This window comes from Paraburkholderia sp. BCC1876, from assembly GCF_902833695.1.
Classification (GTDB): Bacteria; Pseudomonadota; Gammaproteobacteria; order Burkholderiales; family Burkholderiaceae; genus Paraburkholderia.
Map to the genome: position 1 here is coordinate 381,947 of NZ_CADFGI010000005.1, position 16,647 is coordinate 398,593.

The 16,647-nt window shown below is 65.1% G+C and carries 14 protein-coding genes; 1 reads left to right on the plus strand and 13 read right to left on the minus strand.

The genetic code is table 11. The features are described 5' to 3' along the window. The first annotated feature begins 422 nt into the window (after positions 1-422). Positions 423-1,250, plus strand: a complete 828-nt coding sequence (locus tag HWY05_RS20705; RefSeq protein WP_176059416.1) for a tyrosine-protein phosphatase — start codon at positions 423-425, stop codon at positions 1,248-1,250. A 62-nt stretch (positions 1,251-1,312) separates the two neighbouring features. On the opposite strand, the gene HWY05_RS20710 is transcribed toward HWY05_RS20705, so the two are convergent. The 13 genes from HWY05_RS20710 to HWY05_RS20770 all read right to left on the minus strand — a co-directional run bounded on the left by HWY05_RS20710 (position 1,313) and on the right by HWY05_RS20770 (position 16,632). Continuing rightward, positions 1,313-2,389: a Rieske 2Fe-2S domain-containing protein gene (locus tag HWY05_RS20710; protein WP_176059417.1), complete on the minus strand. Its 1,077-nt coding sequence runs from the start codon at positions 2,387-2,389 to the stop codon at positions 1,313-1,315. 147 nt (positions 2,390-2,536) lie between these two features. Continuing rightward, complete coding sequence (locus tag HWY05_RS20715; RefSeq protein WP_176059418.1) at positions 2,537-5,041, minus strand: MMPL family transporter; 2,505 nt, start codon at positions 5,039-5,041, stop codon at positions 2,537-2,539. Positions 5,042-5,149: 108 nt separating this feature from the next. After that, positions 5,150-6,175, minus strand: coding sequence for a YCF48-related protein (locus HWY05_RS20720; protein WP_176059419.1), 1,026 nt, complete (start codon positions 6,173-6,175; stop codon positions 5,150-5,152). Between the two features lie 147 nt (positions 6,176-6,322). Then, entirely contained in the window at positions 6,323-7,528 is a 1,206-nt protein-coding gene (locus tag HWY05_RS20725) for an acetyl-CoA C-acyltransferase (protein WP_176059420.1), read from the minus strand. Positions 7,529-7,565: 37 nt separating this feature from the next. Continuing rightward, the gene (locus HWY05_RS20730) at positions 7,566-8,048 is read right to left on the minus strand and encodes a MaoC family dehydratase (RefSeq protein ID WP_176059421.1); all 483 of its coding nucleotides are present in this window, start codon (positions 8,046-8,048) and stop codon (positions 7,566-7,568) included. Between the two features lie 11 nt (positions 8,049-8,059). Next, a complete protein-coding gene (locus tag HWY05_RS20735; RefSeq protein ID WP_176059422.1) occupies positions 8,060-8,863 on the minus strand; it encodes an SDR family oxidoreductase in 804 nt (267 codons plus the stop codon). Continuing rightward, a complete protein-coding gene (locus HWY05_RS20740) occupies positions 8,860-10,080 on the minus strand; it encodes an acyl-CoA dehydrogenase family protein (protein WP_176059423.1) in 1,221 nt (406 codons plus the stop codon). Before HWY05_RS20740 ends, HWY05_RS20735 begins: the two co-directional genes overlap by 4 nt. Continuing rightward, complete coding sequence (locus tag HWY05_RS20745) at positions 10,080-11,393, minus strand: acyl-CoA dehydrogenase family protein (RefSeq protein WP_176059424.1); 1,314 nt, start codon at positions 11,391-11,393, stop codon at positions 10,080-10,082. The genes HWY05_RS20740 and HWY05_RS20745 overlap by 1 nt, the downstream gene beginning before the upstream one ends. A 4-nt stretch (positions 11,394-11,397) precedes the next feature. Next, positions 11,398-12,273, minus strand: a complete 876-nt coding sequence (locus tag HWY05_RS20750) for an SDR family oxidoreductase (RefSeq protein WP_176059425.1) — start codon at positions 12,271-12,273, stop codon at positions 11,398-11,400. A 50-nt stretch (positions 12,274-12,323) separates the two neighbouring features. After that, the gene (locus HWY05_RS20755) at positions 12,324-13,475 is read right to left on the minus strand and encodes an acetyl-CoA C-acetyltransferase (RefSeq protein ID WP_176059426.1); all 1,152 of its coding nucleotides are present in this window, start codon (positions 13,473-13,475) and stop codon (positions 12,324-12,326) included. Further along, positions 13,475-14,536, minus strand: coding sequence for an acyl-CoA dehydrogenase (locus tag HWY05_RS20760; protein WP_176059427.1), 1,062 nt, complete (start codon positions 14,534-14,536; stop codon positions 13,475-13,477). The genes HWY05_RS20755 and HWY05_RS20760 overlap by 1 nt, the downstream gene beginning before the upstream one ends. 72 nt (positions 14,537-14,608) lie before the next feature. Beyond that, positions 14,609-15,790 (minus strand): acyl-CoA dehydrogenase family protein, encoded by a 1,182-nt coding sequence (locus HWY05_RS20765; RefSeq protein WP_035555823.1) that lies wholly within the window; start codon positions 15,788-15,790, stop codon positions 14,609-14,611. Next, complete coding sequence (locus tag HWY05_RS20770) at positions 15,787-16,632, minus strand: enoyl-CoA hydratase family protein (RefSeq protein WP_176059428.1); 846 nt, start codon at positions 16,630-16,632, stop codon at positions 15,787-15,789. Before HWY05_RS20770 ends, HWY05_RS20765 begins: the two co-directional genes overlap by 4 nt. Between the last annotated feature and the right edge of the window lie 15 nt (positions 16,633-16,647).

The window sequence follows — 16,647 nt, forward strand, 5'->3', positions numbered from 1 at the left end:
GTCGCCGGAAGAATGACACCTTTGTCACTGACGCCAAATGCGCGAGAGCACGGATTCCAGATGCACCACTACCGTGGCTGCGCGGGAGACCCGCTTAGCAGGGGTCTTGCGTGAACAACCGCCGCGGCGCGCGAAGCGCCGCCGGAAGAATGACGCCTTTGTCACTAACGCCAAATGCGCGAGAGCGCGGATTCCAGATGCACCACTACTGGTGGAGTACCACGAAACCCACTTAAGAGCTGGCGGTGTGAGCCGCTTTCTTTTGCCTACTTTTCTTTGCGGCAGGCAAAGAAAAGTAGGTGCCCCCCCGCACAGGGGGATCACTAATAGACCACCGTGAACACAAGGAAAGGCCAACACCAAAGAGAGCCCAGAAAAGAAGCGCCACGCAGGCAAAAAACCTCTCTAAACGGAACAAAAAAATGCCCAAATCAAAACTTCTACCGACCTTACTGCTAACAATATCAATCAGCGCGAACGCGCACCCCACCGACCAGTACATTCAGTTAGAAAAGATCCAGAACACGCGAGACCTGGGCGGCATAGAAACCAAAGACGGCAGTCAAATAACCCCTCACCGCCTCTACCGCAGCGGCAACCCCTCCCAAGCCTCGAAGCAGGACATAAAAACCCTACAGGCAATGCACCTCGACGCAATAGTAGACTTCCGCGCCGCAAGCGAAAAACAGCCATCAGAAAAAGCCTTCGCAGAACAATTCCCCTGGCAATCCGACCCAGTCCTCGCCGGCAACCTGGCGCCCTCAGCCATCATCCCACTCCTCAAGCGCTCCACCCCTGAGCAAATGCACGACTTCATGCTCAACCTCTACCGCCAGTTCCCCAGCAACTACCAACCCCAATTCGCCCACTTCCTGAAACTGGCCGAAGACAACAAAACCATCCTCTACCACTGCACCGCCGGCAAAGACCGCACCGGCTTCGCCACAGTCCTGCTGTTGTCCGCACTCGGCGTAGACCGCCCCACCACCATCGCCAACTACCTCGAATCAAACCGCTACAACGCAGCAAGCAACGCCCAAGCCACCCAGCAACTGCAAAAACTCGGCATCGCCCCCGACGTCGCCGCCCCGCTCCTCACCGTCGACCCCGACTACATCGGCGCATCCATGCAAGTCATCGACCAGCAATACGGCGGCATGCAGCACTACCTCGTCGACGTACTCCACATCGACATCGCGAAGATCCGCGCCAACTATCTCACCCCGCCCGCGCAACCCATCACGAACTGAACCCGCAAAAGAAAGAAGGCGGTGCATGCACCGCCCTCCGTTCAATCATCAAGCCTCAAACCTCAAGCCTCAAACACATGCCTCAACGGCGGCGGCGTACCGCCCTCGCGCACCTTGATTTCCACCACCTTGCGCGCTGTGCTCGACGGACGCACATCCGCCGCGTCCAGATAGAACTGCGAGTACCAGTCGCGCATCTGATACAGCGGCCCATCGCCCTCGCACAGCAACGGATTGTCGATCCGCGTCTTCGTGTCCCAGATCGCGACGTCCTCGTAGAACGCGGCCTGCGCCTGCTTCGCATACGCGCGCGCAATCTCCATGTTCTGCTCGTCGGAGAGTCCCGGCACCTTCTTCACCATCACGCCATAACGCAGCTCGAAACTGTTCATGTCGGTCGGTACATGACAGTTCAGCAGAATCGAATGAATCGGATGCCCGCCGCTCTGCCCTGTCATTTCGGTAATGTGATACGCGGGCCCGAAATACGTCGACAGCGCAATCAGTTCGTCGTCGCCCAGGCGCTCGCTGCGACCCACCAGCAGTTGCGTCGCCTTGTGGCCTTCGAACAGGTTGGCGAAGTAATCGACCGGCGCGCCATGCACGGTCGAAAAGTGCGCCATGTCGGAAATGTTATCGACCAGTTCGCGACAGTTCGTGCCGATCTCCATCCGGTCCACCACCCACGCGGACCAGTCGCTGGAAAAGCACGCTTCGATACGCGGAATCGTCACGGCCTCGTCCGGCGGATTGCCCTCCGGGTCGTGCCAGACGAACAGCAACTGGTTCTGCTCGCAAGTCTGCCAGGTGCCGATCTTCGCCTTCGGCGGAATCCGCTTGCAATACGGAATCGACTGGCAATTGCCGTCGCCGTCCCACTGCCAGCCGTGAAACGGACACACCAAGGTATCGCCATCCACGCGGCCGGCGCTCAAATCACCGCCCATGTGCGGACAAAAGCCATCGACCACGTTGACGCGACCGTGCGAATCCATGAACGCTGCGAGACGCCGGCCGAAAATATTCAGCGTGTGCGGCTTGCCATCCTTGTAGTCGCTCGCGAGACCCAGGCAATGCCAGCCGCGCGCATAGCGCTGCACGAGCGGTTGCGCTTCGATTTTGTAGGGACGTGCGGACATCTCTTATCTCCTCCGATGGAAAAGGCGGCGCCACCAGCCCGCCGCCGTCATAGGTCTGTCTGGACCGCGCGCGGACCCGCGCGCTTACGCCTGACGATAGACGCCGCCATCGCTTCGTTCATCGTCTCGACGGACTAGGTATTTCAGCTAGCCCTGGCGCGCCGAATTGCCGTGTTCGAACGTCGCGGCTTCGTTCGCCTTCACCGCAACGGCAGTCGCTCGTGCGCCGCCGTCAGGCGAGGCAACGGTGGCGCCGGTGCTCTCCACCCGACCCGCACGCCGCTCCGCACGCTCCACACCGAGCCAGGCCGCCAGCGCCGGCAGCAGGAACACCGCGCCGAACAGATTGACGAGGAACATGAACGCGAGCAGCACGCCCATGTCCACCTGGAACTTCAGCGCGGAAAACGCCCACGTGCCCACGCCGATAAACATCGTCACCGCCGTGAACAACGCAGCGGTGCCGCGTTGGCGCATCGCGGCCGCGAACGCATCCGGCAGGCTCGCGCCGTCACGCACCTCATGCTGCAAACGTTCGTAGAGGTAGATGCCGTAATCGACGCCCACGCCGACGCCCAGCGTAATCACCGGCAAGGTGGCGACCTTGAGGCCGATGCCGAGCCACGCCATCACCGCGTTGCACAGAATCGACACCACCGTCAGCGGCACCACGATGCACAACACCGCGCGCCACGAGCGGAACGTCACGACGCACAGCAGCGCAATCGCGCCGAAGATCGACAGCAGCATCGCCACTTCGGCATCGGCCACGGCTTCGTTGGTCGCCGCCATCACACCGACATTGCCGCCGCCGAGCCGGAACGCCACGTTCGGTGTGTGATCCTCCGCGGCCAGCCGTTTGATCTCGTCGACAATGTGCGCAATCGTTTTGCCCTCGTGATTCGTGGTGTAAATCAACACCTGGATCACCTGGCAGTTTTCGGTGTTCATGCCGTTGTCGGGATCGAACGCGTTGGCGCCCTGGGTCAAGCCATCGCTCGAACGCGGCAATGCGCCCCAGCGCGGATTGCCTTCGTTGAACGCGGCAATCGAAATCTTCGCCAGCGACGGCACGCTCACCACCGACTGCACGCCCGCCACGCCGCGCATCTCCATTTCGAAGCGTTCAATCGCGCTCATCACCGGATAGTGCAGACAGGCATCGTCGAAACCCGTCGTCTCGACGAACACCGAGAGCGCGTCGACGCCAATGTCGTATTGACTCGTGATCCGCGCGTTGTCGAGGTTGTAGCGCGAGTTGGCGCGCAATTCCGGCGCGCCGGAGCCAATGTCGCCAATCTGCAGATCGCGCGACGCCTTCGCGCCGAAGCCGAGCAGCACCAGCGCGACAACGAACACGCCTAAAGCGGGCGCGGGCCGCGCAAACACCGCGAAACGCGTCCACAGACGGCTACCCCCGGCCGCCGCGTGGGCCTGCGCGCGCGCCAACGTCATTTTTTCCAGCTGCGTGTACGACAGCAAAATCGGCAGAAACACCTTGTTGGTGAGGATCATCAACAGCACGCCAAGGCACGCGGTCACGCCCAGTTCGCGCACGATCTCGATCTGGATGCGCATGATCACCATGAAGCCCAGCGCATTGGTCAGCAACGCGACGGTGCCCGGCACGAACAGCTTGCGAAACGCGTCGCGCGCGGCATCCACCGGCGGCATGCCGGTCACCAGCGCCTGCTTCCACGCATTCGTCATCTGCACGGCGTGCGAGACGCCGATCGAAAAGATCAGGAACGGTACGAGGATCGACATCGGATCGATGCCGAGTCCGAGCACCGGCAGCGCGCCGAGCAGCCACACCACCGGCAGCAACGCGACGAACAGCGCGAGCGCGGTGGTCTTGATGGAACGCGTGTAAAGCAGCAGCAACCCGGCGGTAATCACGAACGCTAACGCGAAAAACCCGATCACCCCGCTAATACCGGACTCGACATCGCCGACGAGTTTCGCAAAACCGATAATGTCGACCTCGACGTCCTGATTCGAATAGCGCGCGCGAATCTGGTCGAGCTGTCGCGCTACCGCGCCGTAGTCGAGATGCTTGCCGGTGGTCGGATCGGTCTCGCGCAACTCCGCGCGGATCAGCGCGGAATGCAGATCGTTGCCGACCAGCCGGCCGATCTGCCCCGAACGCGCGACGTTGCGACGCACGGTGGCGAGATCGTTCGGATTCGCGCTGCTGAACTGGCCGGGCACCACCACGTCGCCGCGAAACCCGGCTTCGGTCACCTCCGTGTAGCGCACGTTCGGTGTGAACAGCGAGAACACCCGCGAACGATTCACGCCGGGAATGAAGAACACGTCGTCGGTGGCGTGGCGCAGGTCGTCCATGAACGCCTGGTTGTAGATATCGCCGTGACCTTTCCAGCGCAGGCTCACGAGTATGGTATTGGCGCCGGGAAAAGCGCTCGCGTAGCGGTTGAACACCTGCATGTACGGGTGCTGCATCGGGATCATCTTGTTGAACCCGGGATCGAGCCGCAAGCGCGTCGCGGAACAACCCAACGCGACAGTCAGCGCGAGGCAGAGCGTCAGCAGAATGCGACGGTGCCGCATGATGGTGTCGGCGCAACGATCGACAAAGCGCGACAGGCGCGACGGCGCGCGGGACGAAGAAGGACGGGACGGAGCGTTCATGAGGCTTCTCACGGCAAGGCAACGGAATGCCCCGCGAACGCGGCCGAGATACGGCGGGCGAACGCGCGGCGAAAGATCGTCTGGCGACTGGCTAGCTGGGCTGCGGGATCAGGAAGACGGCGCGCTGGCCGCTGCCTGTTTCGCACGCGGTGGAGACGCTGGCGGTGACTTCGGCAACATCGGCGACACCGGCAACAGCGACACACCCGCTTCGCCGCCCAGCGCCAACTCGCCATGCCCCACGTCCACCACAGCCGCGAGACTCTGCACGCCGCCGACCTTGCGCACCGCGTAGGTCAGACCGTCGTCGCGCGACGTGACGATCGCGCCGCCTTGCCCCACCAGCACCAGTTCGCCATCGGCCAGTTGCACCGCGCCGAAATACGACGTGCCCACGCGGCTATCCCCATGCGTCCACGTCTCGCCTTGATCGGTGCTGCGCAGCACGTTGCCGCGCATGCCGTATGCGAGCCAGTCACCGTCGGCCAGTTTCAGCACGCCGAATAGCGAGCCCTGATACGGCACCGGCCGCTTTTCCCAGGTCGCGCCGCGATCGGTGGAACGCAGCAACGTGCCGGTTTCGCCGGCGATGATCAGGTTGCCGTTAGCGTCGCCGGCAATCGCGTTCAGATGGCGGTCGTCGGCGGGCGTTTTTTGCTGAGCCCAGGTTGCGCCCGCATCGTGCGAAACGAAGAGCTGGCCGAAGCTGCCGGTCACGAACACGAGGCCGTCCGCGTTGCCCCACACCGACAGCAGCGGGTCCGAATGCTTGTGGTCGAAATGGACCTCGCTCCAGTGCGCGCCGCCGTCGACGCTGCGCAGGATCCAGCCGTCGTGGCCGACCGCGATGCCGATCTGCGGCGATATAAAGAACACTTGCGTGAGCGCCGACGCTTCATCGGTCGCGACCGTAGCTTGCCGCCACGATGCGCCGCTGTCGTCGCTGAGCAGGATCACGCCGCGCTCGCCGACCGCGACGAGTCGCGTGCCGGCCTTTGCGAGTCCATTGATCTGCAGACGATCGGCCTGAAGCGTCGTCGCCGCGAACGCCGGTAGCGGGCGCGGCGAGAACGCGAACAGCGCCGCGCCGAGCACGGCCGCCGACAGCAGCAAGCCAGGTAATGTCGTTTTCATGTTGTCTCCTGTCGACCAGAGTTGGCGCTTTAGCGCCTTACTCTGGTCCCATGCAAAGCTGTCGACCAGAGTTCGCGCTTCAGCGCGTTACTCTGGTCCCATGCACAGCACTTATCTCCGATCCCATGCAACGCTCCGATCCGCGATCTACGCCGCCGTTTCGAAGAGCGCCGCCGCACCCATACCGCCGCCTATGCACATAGTCACGACGACATAGCGCACGCCGCGCCGCCGCGCTTCAAGCAAACCGTGCATCGTCATACGCGTGCCCGACATCCCGAACGGATGCCCCACCGCAATCGCGCCACCGTTCACATTCAGACGGTCCTGCGCAATGCCCAGTTGATCGCGGCAATAAATCACCTGGCACGCGAACGCCTCGTTCATTTCCCACAGACCGATGTCGTTCACCGTGAGCCGATGCCGCCCTAACAGCGTCGGTACCGCGAGCGCCGGGCCGATGCCCATCTCGTCCGCGTCGCAACCGGCCACCGCGAGGCCGCGGAAAATACCGAGTGGCGCGAGGCCACGCTGTTTAGCCTCGGCCGCGCTCATCACGACCACCGCCGCCGCGCCGTCGGACAATTGCGACGCGTTGCCCGCCGTGATGAACTCGCCTTGCGCGACCGCTTCGCCGCCGCTCCAGACCGGTTTCAACGCGGCCAGACTCGCGGCCGTGGTGTCGGCGCGGTTGCACTCGTCGCGTGTGGCGCGCACGTTTTCGCTGCCCGTCTGCTTGCCTTCCCTGTCGAACAGCGCGCGTTGCACGTCGAGCGCAACGATTTCTTCGTCGAAGCGCCCTGCCGCTTGTGCGGCCGCCGTGCGCTGCTGACTCGTCAACGCATACTCGTCCTGTGCTTCGCGCGTAATGCCGTAGCGGCGCGAGACGACCTCGGCCGTTTCGATCATCGCCATATACGCGGCGGGTTGATTCGCGAGCACCGCTTCGGAGCGCGCCCGATAGCTGTTCTTGTACTTGTTCTGCGTGAGCGTGATCGATTCGACGCCACCTGCCACCACGATCCGCGCGTCGCCGCACAGAATGCTTTGCGCGGCGCTCGCAATCGTCATCAGGCCCGACGAGCACATGCGGTCCATCGCCATGCCCGGCACCGACGACGGCAAGCCCGCCGCCGCCGCGGAGAGCCGGCCGATGTTGTAACCCTGGGTGCCCTGCTGCGCGGCGCACCCCATCAGCACGTCGTCGATCTCGGCGCCGTCGAGTTGCGCACGCTCCACGGCCGCACGCACCACATGGCCGCCTAACGCGGGCGCTTCGGTATCGTTGAACACGCCGCGATACGCTTTGCCGATCGGTGTGCGTGCAACCGATACGATGACCGCTTCGTTCATGAGCTATTTCCTCTACGGGTTCTGCTGCTACAAATGGCTACAGGTAGTAACGGCTGATGGTGTCGGCCACGCAGCCGGGTTTGGGCTCACCGTCAATTTCCACGGTGACGCGAATCCATGCCTGCACGCCGCCCTCGAACGCTTCGGCACGCAGCAACTGGCCGACGCCGCGAATCCGCGTGCCGACGCGCACCGGTGCGGGAAAGCGGATCTTGTCGCAGCCGTAGTTGACGCCGAGCCGCGCGCCGTCGATGCGCACGATTTGCGGCAAAAAGAAATTGACCAGCGAGAGTGTGAGAAAACCGTGCGCGATGCACGCGCCGAACGGACCGTGCTGAGCACGTTCGGCATCGACGTGGACCCATTGATGATCGAGCGTCGCGTCCGCGAAACGGTCGATACGCGTTTGATCGACCTGCAGCCACGCGCTTTCACCGAGCGTTTGCCCCACCGCCGCGATCAGTTCGCCGGGATGCGCGAACACGCACGCGGGTTGCGGGTTGTCGTCGATCTCAGCCATGGCGCGCTCCATCACGCGTGCTGGCTGCTGACCGACAGCACTTCGCCGGTCATATACGACGCGTAGTCGCTTGCGAGAAAGACCATCACGTTCGCCACCTCCCACACTTCGGCGGCGCGTCCGAATGCTTCACGCGACGCCAGTTGATCGAGCAGATCGGCCGAAGCCGATTTCTTCAGAAAATCGTGCAACGCAATACTCGGTGCGACCGCGTTGATGCGCACGCCGTACGGCGCGGCTTCGAGCGCCGCACAGCGCGTCAGCGCCATGACGCCGGCTTTCGCCGCCGCGTAATGTGCCTGTTCCGCCTGCGCGCGCCAGCCGAGCACCGACGCGTTGTTGACGATCACGCCATGGCCGCGTTGCTGCATGTGCGGCAACATCGCCCGCGTCATCCGGAACGTGCCGGTGAGGCTAATGTCGATCACGCGCGACCATTCGGCATCGTCCATTTCGACGATGCGGCGCGCGCCGCCGAGCCCGGCGTTGTTGATCAGCACGTCGACGCCGGCCAGCTTGTCCTCGGCGTCGGCCACCAGCGCACGCACGTCCTCTTCCACCGAGACGTTGCACAGGCGCCCGTAAATGGCCTGCAAACCGGTTTCGGCGCGCAGCGTCTCGACCGCCTGCGCCAGCCGCCGTTCGTGAATGTCGGAGATGAACAGCGCACGGCAGCCTTCTTCCGCGCAGCGCTTCGCGGCGGCGAAGCCGATGCCGACGCCGGCGGCGGCGGTAATCAGCACCGACCTGCCGGCCAGCAACTGATGACCCGGCACATACGCGGGCGCGCTGCGCACCGTTTGAGACTCGTTCATAGCGTTCCTCTGGGTTCTTTCGGCATGCCGAGCCCGCGCTCGGCCATGATGTTGAGCTGGATTTCGTTGGTGCCCGCGTAGATCGTGTCGGCGCGCGAGAACAGGAAAACGCCTTGCAGACGGCTGCGTTTCTCCTGATCGGCGTCGAGCAGGTTGGCGTTGGGGCCGAGCACGTCCATGGCCAGCTGGCCGAGTTCGCGGTGCCAGTTGGACCAGTAGTACTTGTAGATCAGCGCCTCGCGGCCCGGCGCGGTAGCGGCGGCCGCGTTTGCCGTGTTGGCCGCGTTGGCATCGTCGGCGCCGGCCAGCATGCGCAGCGCGTTGTAGCGCATCACACGCAAGCCCGCCCACGCCCGCGCGATCCGTTGGCGGATCACGGCGTCGTGCGCAACGCCCGCTTCGTGCGCGGCGTCGATCACCCAGTCCAGTTCGCGGATGAACTGCATCTGCTGGCCGAGCGTCGACATGCCGCGTTCAAAACCGAGCAAGGTCATCGCGATGCGCCAGCCGTCGCCAGGCGCGCCGACGAGATCGTCCGCGGCGGCAAGCGCGCCGTCGAAGAACACCTCGTTGAATTCGGCGCCGCCGTTCATCTGCCGGATCGGCCGGATCTCGACGCCGGGTTGATCGAGCGGCAGCAACAGGAACGACAGGCCGCGATTGCCGCGCGAATCGGGATCGGTGCGCGCAACGACGAAGATCCAGTCGGAATCGTGCGCGAGCGAGGTCCAGACTTTCTGGCCATAAACGCGCCAGTTGCCGTGGTCGTCGCGAACGGCGCGGGTGCGGATGTTCGCGAGATCGGAGCCCGCGCCGGGTTCCGAATAGCCCTGGCACCAGAACTGCGTGCCGTTCAGGATGCCGGGCAGGAAACGCTTGCGCTGATCGTCGGTGCCGCACGCGATCAGCGTCGGGCCGAGCAGGCCTTCGCCGATATGTCCCATGCGGCCGGGGCCGCCGGCGCGCGCGTATTCCTCGTGGAAGATCACCTGCTGCGCGACCGTCAAGGCGCGGCCGCCTTCGCTTGTGGGCCAGCCGAGTCCCGTCCAGCCGCCGTCCGCCAGTTCGCGTTCCCATTGCTTGCGCAGCGCCGGATAGGCGTCTTCGTCGCCGGGACCGCCACGGTATTTCAGGCACGCGAATTCGCCCGTTAGATGCGTGCGCATCCAGTCGGCGACTTCGACACGCAAGCGCTCGTAGTGTGTTTCGCTATTCATCACAGGACTCCCGCGAGCACGTTTTGCGCGTGGTCGGTGTGCGCGTCGGCAGGCGCCTCAGACTGCGGATCACGGCGATCCACCAATCGTTGCGCGATCCACGACAACATTTGCGAGCTCGTGCCGAATAGCGCGCTCGACGCCTGAGCCCGTTTGAAATACAACTGCGGGTCGTATTCCCAGGTGAAACCGACGCCGCCGTGCAACTGGATCGCTTCCTGCGCGCAGAAGCGGAACGCGTCGTTAGCGGTCGCTTTGGCTGCGGCGATATCCGCGAAGACGTCGGCACCGGGTGACGCAGCGACACTCGCCTGATCCCACGCTTGCGCGGCGCCTAAAACGACGGAGCGGCTGGCTTCGATCTCGACCAGCATCTGTGCGCAGCGGTGTTTGACGGCCTGAAACGATGCGATCGCGCGGCCGAATTGCACGCGATCCGCGGTGTAGGCCAGTGTGAGATCGAGACATTGCTGCGCGCCGCCGACCTGTTCGGCGGCGAGCGCCAGCGCGGCGAACCACGCGGTGTGCGAGAGCACGCGTTCGGCTTCGCGACCGCGAGCCAGAACGGCGGGACGCGGGACGTCGACGTCATGCAGCTCGAGCCGCGCGAGGGGACGCGTCGCATCGAGCGTGACGAGCGGCGTGCGGGTCAGCCCCGCGATGTCCGCGCCACGCAGCTCGAACAGTGCGAGCGTCTGCGCTTCGTTGGCAACACGCGCCGGCACCAGTAACAGTCCGGCGCTCGCGCCGTCGATCACTTGATCGAGCGTGCCGGACAGACGGTAACCGCCGCCGGTTTCTTCCGCGTGCAGCGGCACCGTGCGTGCGTCGAAGTTGAATCCGAATCCGAATCCGAATCCGCTTGAAACCGGTAGCGCTCGCGTATCGAAGTCGAAACCCGCCGACAGCGGCAACGCGAGCGTGGCGCTCAATTCACCGCTCGCGATCCGTGCAAGGTGCTCACGCGCAGCCTCCGCATCGCCCACACCGTCATCCACGCCGTCGCTCACCACCGCCAACGCCGTCGCCGCCAGACAGACCGTGCCAAAGTACGGCACGCACGCGAGCCGCCGCCCGAGCTGTTCCATCATCAGCACCAGTTCCGTCGCGCCCAGACCGGCGCCGCCCGCGTCTTCCGGCACCGTGAGCGCACACCAGCCGAGTTCGCCCGCGACCGTGCGCCACAACGCCTCATCACGACCCGCGCCCTGTTCGATCGCGTGCCGCACCGCCGCCGACGCGCTGCACTCGGTCAGCACCTCGGCCGCCGCGTCGCGAATCATGATCTGTTCTTCGGAAAGAGCGAGGTTCATCGCATCAGCTTCCGTAGACGCGCTGCGCGGGCTCGCGCTGCGCGACCAGCGCGGCGACCGCGCCGCCGATCTCCGCGACGTGCCAGCGCGCGCCGTTGTCGATGCTCGGGCCGGTGCGCCAGCCTTCCGCCACCGCGATCATGCCGCCCGCGGCCTCGAACACCTGGCCGGTCACATCGCGCGACGCGGCACTGCCGAGCCACACCACCAGCGGCGCGACGTTGGCGGGATCGAAGTAATCGAAGCCATCCGCAGGCTTTTTCATCATGTCGGCGAACACGCCTTCGGTCATCGACGTGCGCGCGGCCGGCGCCAGCGCGTTCACGCGAACGCCGTAGCGCTGCAGCTCGGCGGCCTGCATCAGCGTGAGTGCCGCGATGGCGGCCTTGGCCGCGCCATAGTTCGCCTGCCCGATCGAGCCTTGCAGCCCGGCGCCGGAACTCGTGTTGACGATCCGCGCGTCCACCTCGGCGCCGCCCTTCGACGCCTCGCGCCATTCACGCGCCAGCAACTGCGCAAGGCAGAAATGGCCACGCAGATGGACGCGCATCACGTCGTCCCAATCGGTTTCGCTCATGCTGGCGAACATCCGGTCGCGGCAAATGCCCGCGTTGTTCACCAGCACATGAATCTCGCCGAACGTCTGATGCGCAGCATCGACGATCCGTTGTGCGGTATCGATGCGCGTAATGTCGTCCGCGTTGGCGAGCGCGTGTCCGCCTGCTCGCGCGATCTCGTCGCAGACCGCTTGCGCGGCGTCCTCGCGAATATCGTTGACGACCACCGCCGCGCCTTCGGCGGCATACGCCAGCGCATATTCGCGGCCCAACCCGCCTCCCGCGCCGGTGACGATCACCGTGCGGCCGTTGCAGATTCCCATGCTTGATCCTTGTAGACAGTGATGCGCTTATCGACGTGCTTGCTATGCGCCTACAAGCGCTCGATGATCGTGACGTTGGCGAGCCCGCCGCCCTCGCACATGGTTTGCAGGCCGTAGCGGCCTTGCGTGCGTTCGAGTTCGTGCAGCAGACTGGTCATCAGCCGCGCGCCGGTTGCACCGAGCGGATGGCCGAGCGCGATCGCGCCGCCGTTCGGATTGGTGCGTTCGTGCGGATAACGCGTTTCAGCGAGCCAGGCCAGCGCGACCGATGCGAACGCCTCATTGAGTTCGACCACGTCGATATCGTCGAGCGTGAGGCCGGCTTTTTTCAGCGCATGACGGGTCGCGGGAATCGGCGCGGTGAGCATCCACAGCGGGTCGTCGCCGAGCACGCTCAAATGGTGAATGCGAGCACGCGGCGTCAGGCCGTAGCGCTTGAGCGCGTCTTCGGAAACGATCAGCAGCGCGGCGGCCGCATCGCACGTCTGGCTGGAGACGGCAGCCGTCAACGCGCCGCCCGGCATCAGCAGTTCGAGCGACGCCATTTTCGCGAGCGTGGTGTCCTTGCGCGGCGTTTCGTCATGCACGACGCCCGCGAACGGCGCGATCTCACGCGCAAAATAACCGCCTTCGATCGCCGCCAGCGCACGCCGATGACTTTCGAGCGCGTAGCGCTCCATGTCCTCGCGCGACAGATTCCAGTGATCCGCGATCCGCTGCGCCGCGTGAAACTGCGAGACCGGCGCATCGCCAAAACGCGCGCGCCAGCCGATGCTGCCGGAGAACGGATCGCTGAAACCGAGCGGCACGGCCGCCGTCATGGCCGACGAAATCGGAATCTGCGTCATGGTCTGCACACCACCGGCGACCACCACATCCTGCGTGCCGCTCATCACCGCCTGCGCGGCGAAATGCACGGCCTGTTGCGACGATCCGCACTGACGGTCCACCGTCACGCCCGGCACCGTCAGCGGCAAACCGGCGGCCAGCCAGCAGGTGCGCGCGATATTGCCCGCCAGCGGGCCGATCGTATCGACGCAGCCGAACACCACGTCGTCGTAGTCGTCGGCGGGAATCGCGTTGCGCGCCACCAGTTCGCGCAGCACAAAGCCGCCGAGGTCCGCGGCATGCACCTGCGCGAGGCCGCCTTTGCGGCGGCCGGTCGGCGTGCGCAGCGCGTCGACGATATAAGCCTGTCTCATCACGACTCCAGTTCGAAAGTACGGGCCGGGCCGATCGGTGCGCGATCTTCGATCAGCGCAGCGGCGACGCGGGCCTTGTGAAACGTCGTGTCGCCCCAGCTATTCGCGAGCGCCCAGATGCGTTTCATGAAAATTTGCAGATCGAGTTCCCACGTGTAGCCGATCGCGCCATGTACCTGCATGGCGTGGCGCGCGGCGAGCTGCGCGGCGGCGGTGGCGGCAAGCTTCGCGTGAGAGACGTACAGCGCGCGTTGCGGGTCGTTGTCGGCAATCGCGCAGGCCGCGCGATACACCACCGGCCGCGCGAACTCGTAGCGAATCGCGACGTCGGCAAGCAGATGCTTGAGCGCCTGATACGAGCCGATCGGTTTGCCGAACTGCTTGCGCTGCGCGCTGTAGTCGATCGCGACGTCGAGCACGCGCTGCGTCAACCCGAGCAGTTGCGCGGCCACGGCGAACGCGCCGCGATCCAGCGCGCTGGCCAGCAGCGGCGCGGCCGTTTCGCGCGAGGCTACCCGCGTCGCGGCGGAAGGCGTCCAGTCGACCTCGAACAAACGCCGCGAAGGATCGACGCTTTCCACCGCATTCAAGCGGCACGCGTGCGGCGTGAGCCAATGCAGTTCGCCGTCGCGCTCGGCCAGCAGAACCTGCGCGACGTGCGCGTCGGCGACATACGGATTCACCGGATGCGCAACCGCCACCCGCGCCGAGCCCGCCGCGATATCGCGCAGCAACGCGTCGCGCGGCCCGCTCGCGGGCAAACCGTCGAGCAGGCCCACGGCCACCAGCGCCGTATCGAGCAGGGGCTCGGGTCCGGCGAAATAGCCGTAGGTCTGCGCGAGCAGCGACCATTCCACTTCGCCGAGACCGAGGCCGTCGTGAGCCTCGAGCACCGACACCGCCGTCAAACCTTGCGCGGCGATCATCTGCCACAGCGCGTCCGAGCGTCCGGTCGGCGTGTGCCATAACTCGCGGATCAGTTCGGGCGTCATCTCCGTCATGAGAAAACGCCGGACACTGCTCTCCAGTGCTTCCTGATCCTCGTTGAATACGAAATCCATAGTTCCTCGCTCAATCCTTTAAGCGCCCGCAGGCGGGCTCGTTGCGGCGGTCGGCGGCGGTCGGCGCCGGCCTCACGAGCGCGGCATGCCCAGCATCCGTTCCGCGACGATGTTCCGCTGGATCTCGTTGGTGCCCGCGTAAATCGGCCCGGCCTGCGCGAACAGAAAACCGTCGAGCCAGTTGCCGAGCGCGGCGTGCTGCTCGCGCGTTTGCGGCACCACCTCGGCGCGCGCGCCGAGAATGTCGAGCGCGGTCTGATGCATGCGCAGATCGAGTTCGGACCAGAACACCTTGTTGGTGCTCGACTCCGCGCCGATATGGCCGCCCTTCTGCAGACGGCTGGCGGTGGCATAGGTCGACAACGCGTAGGCCTGCGCGTCCATCCATGCGGCCGTCACGCGGTCGCGCAAGGTCGGATCGCGGTCGGCCTCGGCACGATGCGCGAGGTAGAGATCGCGCAACGCTTCGGCGGTGCGTTGAAAACGCGCGGGCGAGCGCAGCATCAGGCCGCGTTCGAAACCGGCGGTTGCCATCGCGACTTGCCAGCCCATGCCTTCACCCGCAAGACGGTTGTCGACCGGCACGCGCACGTCGTCGAAGAAGATTTCCGCGAAACCGGTGTGGCCGTTCAACTGCCGGATCGGCCGCACGGTAATGCCGGGCGTGGACAGCGGCACCATCAGGAACGTCAGCCCGTGGTGACGGGTAGATTGCGCGTCGCTGCGAAACAGGCCGAACAGCCAGTCGGCCCAGACGGCGCGCGTCGACCAGATTTTCTGGCCGTTGAGAATGTATTCGTTGCCCGTGCCGCCGTCGGTGCGGATCGCGCTCGCGCGTATCGCGGCCATATCCGAGCCCGCGTTCGGTTCGGACCAGCCTTGCGCCCACACGTGCTCACCGGCGGCCATGGCCGGCAGAAAGCGGGCTTTCTGTTCGGGCGTGCCGAAGTCCATCAACGTGGGCCCGAGCAGGAAGATGCCGTTCTGATTCACGCGCATCGGCGCATCGGCGCGCCAGTATTCCTCTTCGAAGATCAGCCACTCGATCAGATCGCAACCGCGTCCGCCCAGCTCGCGCGGCCACGTGACCATGCTCCAGCGGCCCGAATGCAGCGTGCGTTCCCACGCGCGATGCGCGGCGAAACCCGCTTCCGTGTCGAAACTCGGCAGCGGTTCGCGCGGCACATGCGCGGCGAGCCAGTCGCGAATCTCCGCGCGAAACGCGCGTTGCGCCGGCGTGTAGTCGAGCTTCATGCGCGCGCTCCGGCTTGCGGTTCGGCTTGTGGTCCGCCTTTGGATTCACCTTGAGATGCGGCGGCATCGAACTGTGCGTCGCGTTTCTCGACGAACGCCGAACGCGCTTCGGTCGAATCGTTCGTCATATACGCCTGCAGCGTGAAGCCCTGTTCCCAGCGGTATTTGTCTTCGAGGTCGCCGTCTTCCACACCGTTCAGCGCCTCTTTCGCGAGTTGCAGCATCGCGGGGCTTTTGGCGGCGATCTTGCGCGCGAGTTCGAGCGCGGCATGGCGCAACTGCTCGCGCGGCACGACACGTTCCACCGCGCCGAGGCGATAGGCTTCGGCGGCGTCGACCATGTCGCCGGTGAAATACATTGCGCGCACTTTCTGCACGCCGAACATGCGCTGCAAATGCGCGCCGCCGCCCATCGCGCCGCGATCGATTTCCGGCACGCCGAAGCGCGCGCAGTCCGACGCGACGATCACGTCCGCCGCGCCGCAGATGCCGATGCCACCGCCCAGCACGAAACCGTGCACGGCGACGATCACCGGTTTCGGATTGCGGTGCACGGCGCGAAACGTCGCGTAATTGCCGGCGTTGATCGCGACGATCCGCTCCGGATGCGCGGCCAGTTCCTTGATGTCGACGCCCGCGCAAAAGCCGCGTCCCGCGCCGCGCAGCACGATCACGTGCACGCTGTCGTCGCGGCCGAGCGCGTCGATCGCATCGGCCAGCGCCTGCCAGCCGCGCGTGTCGAGCGCATTGACCGGCGGCTGATCGATCACCAGCTCGCCGATACCGCCTTCGCGTTCAATCCTGAACGGCAGCGAGCGGACGCTGTCGAGGGGTTCTGTCATGGTCTCCGTCCTGGT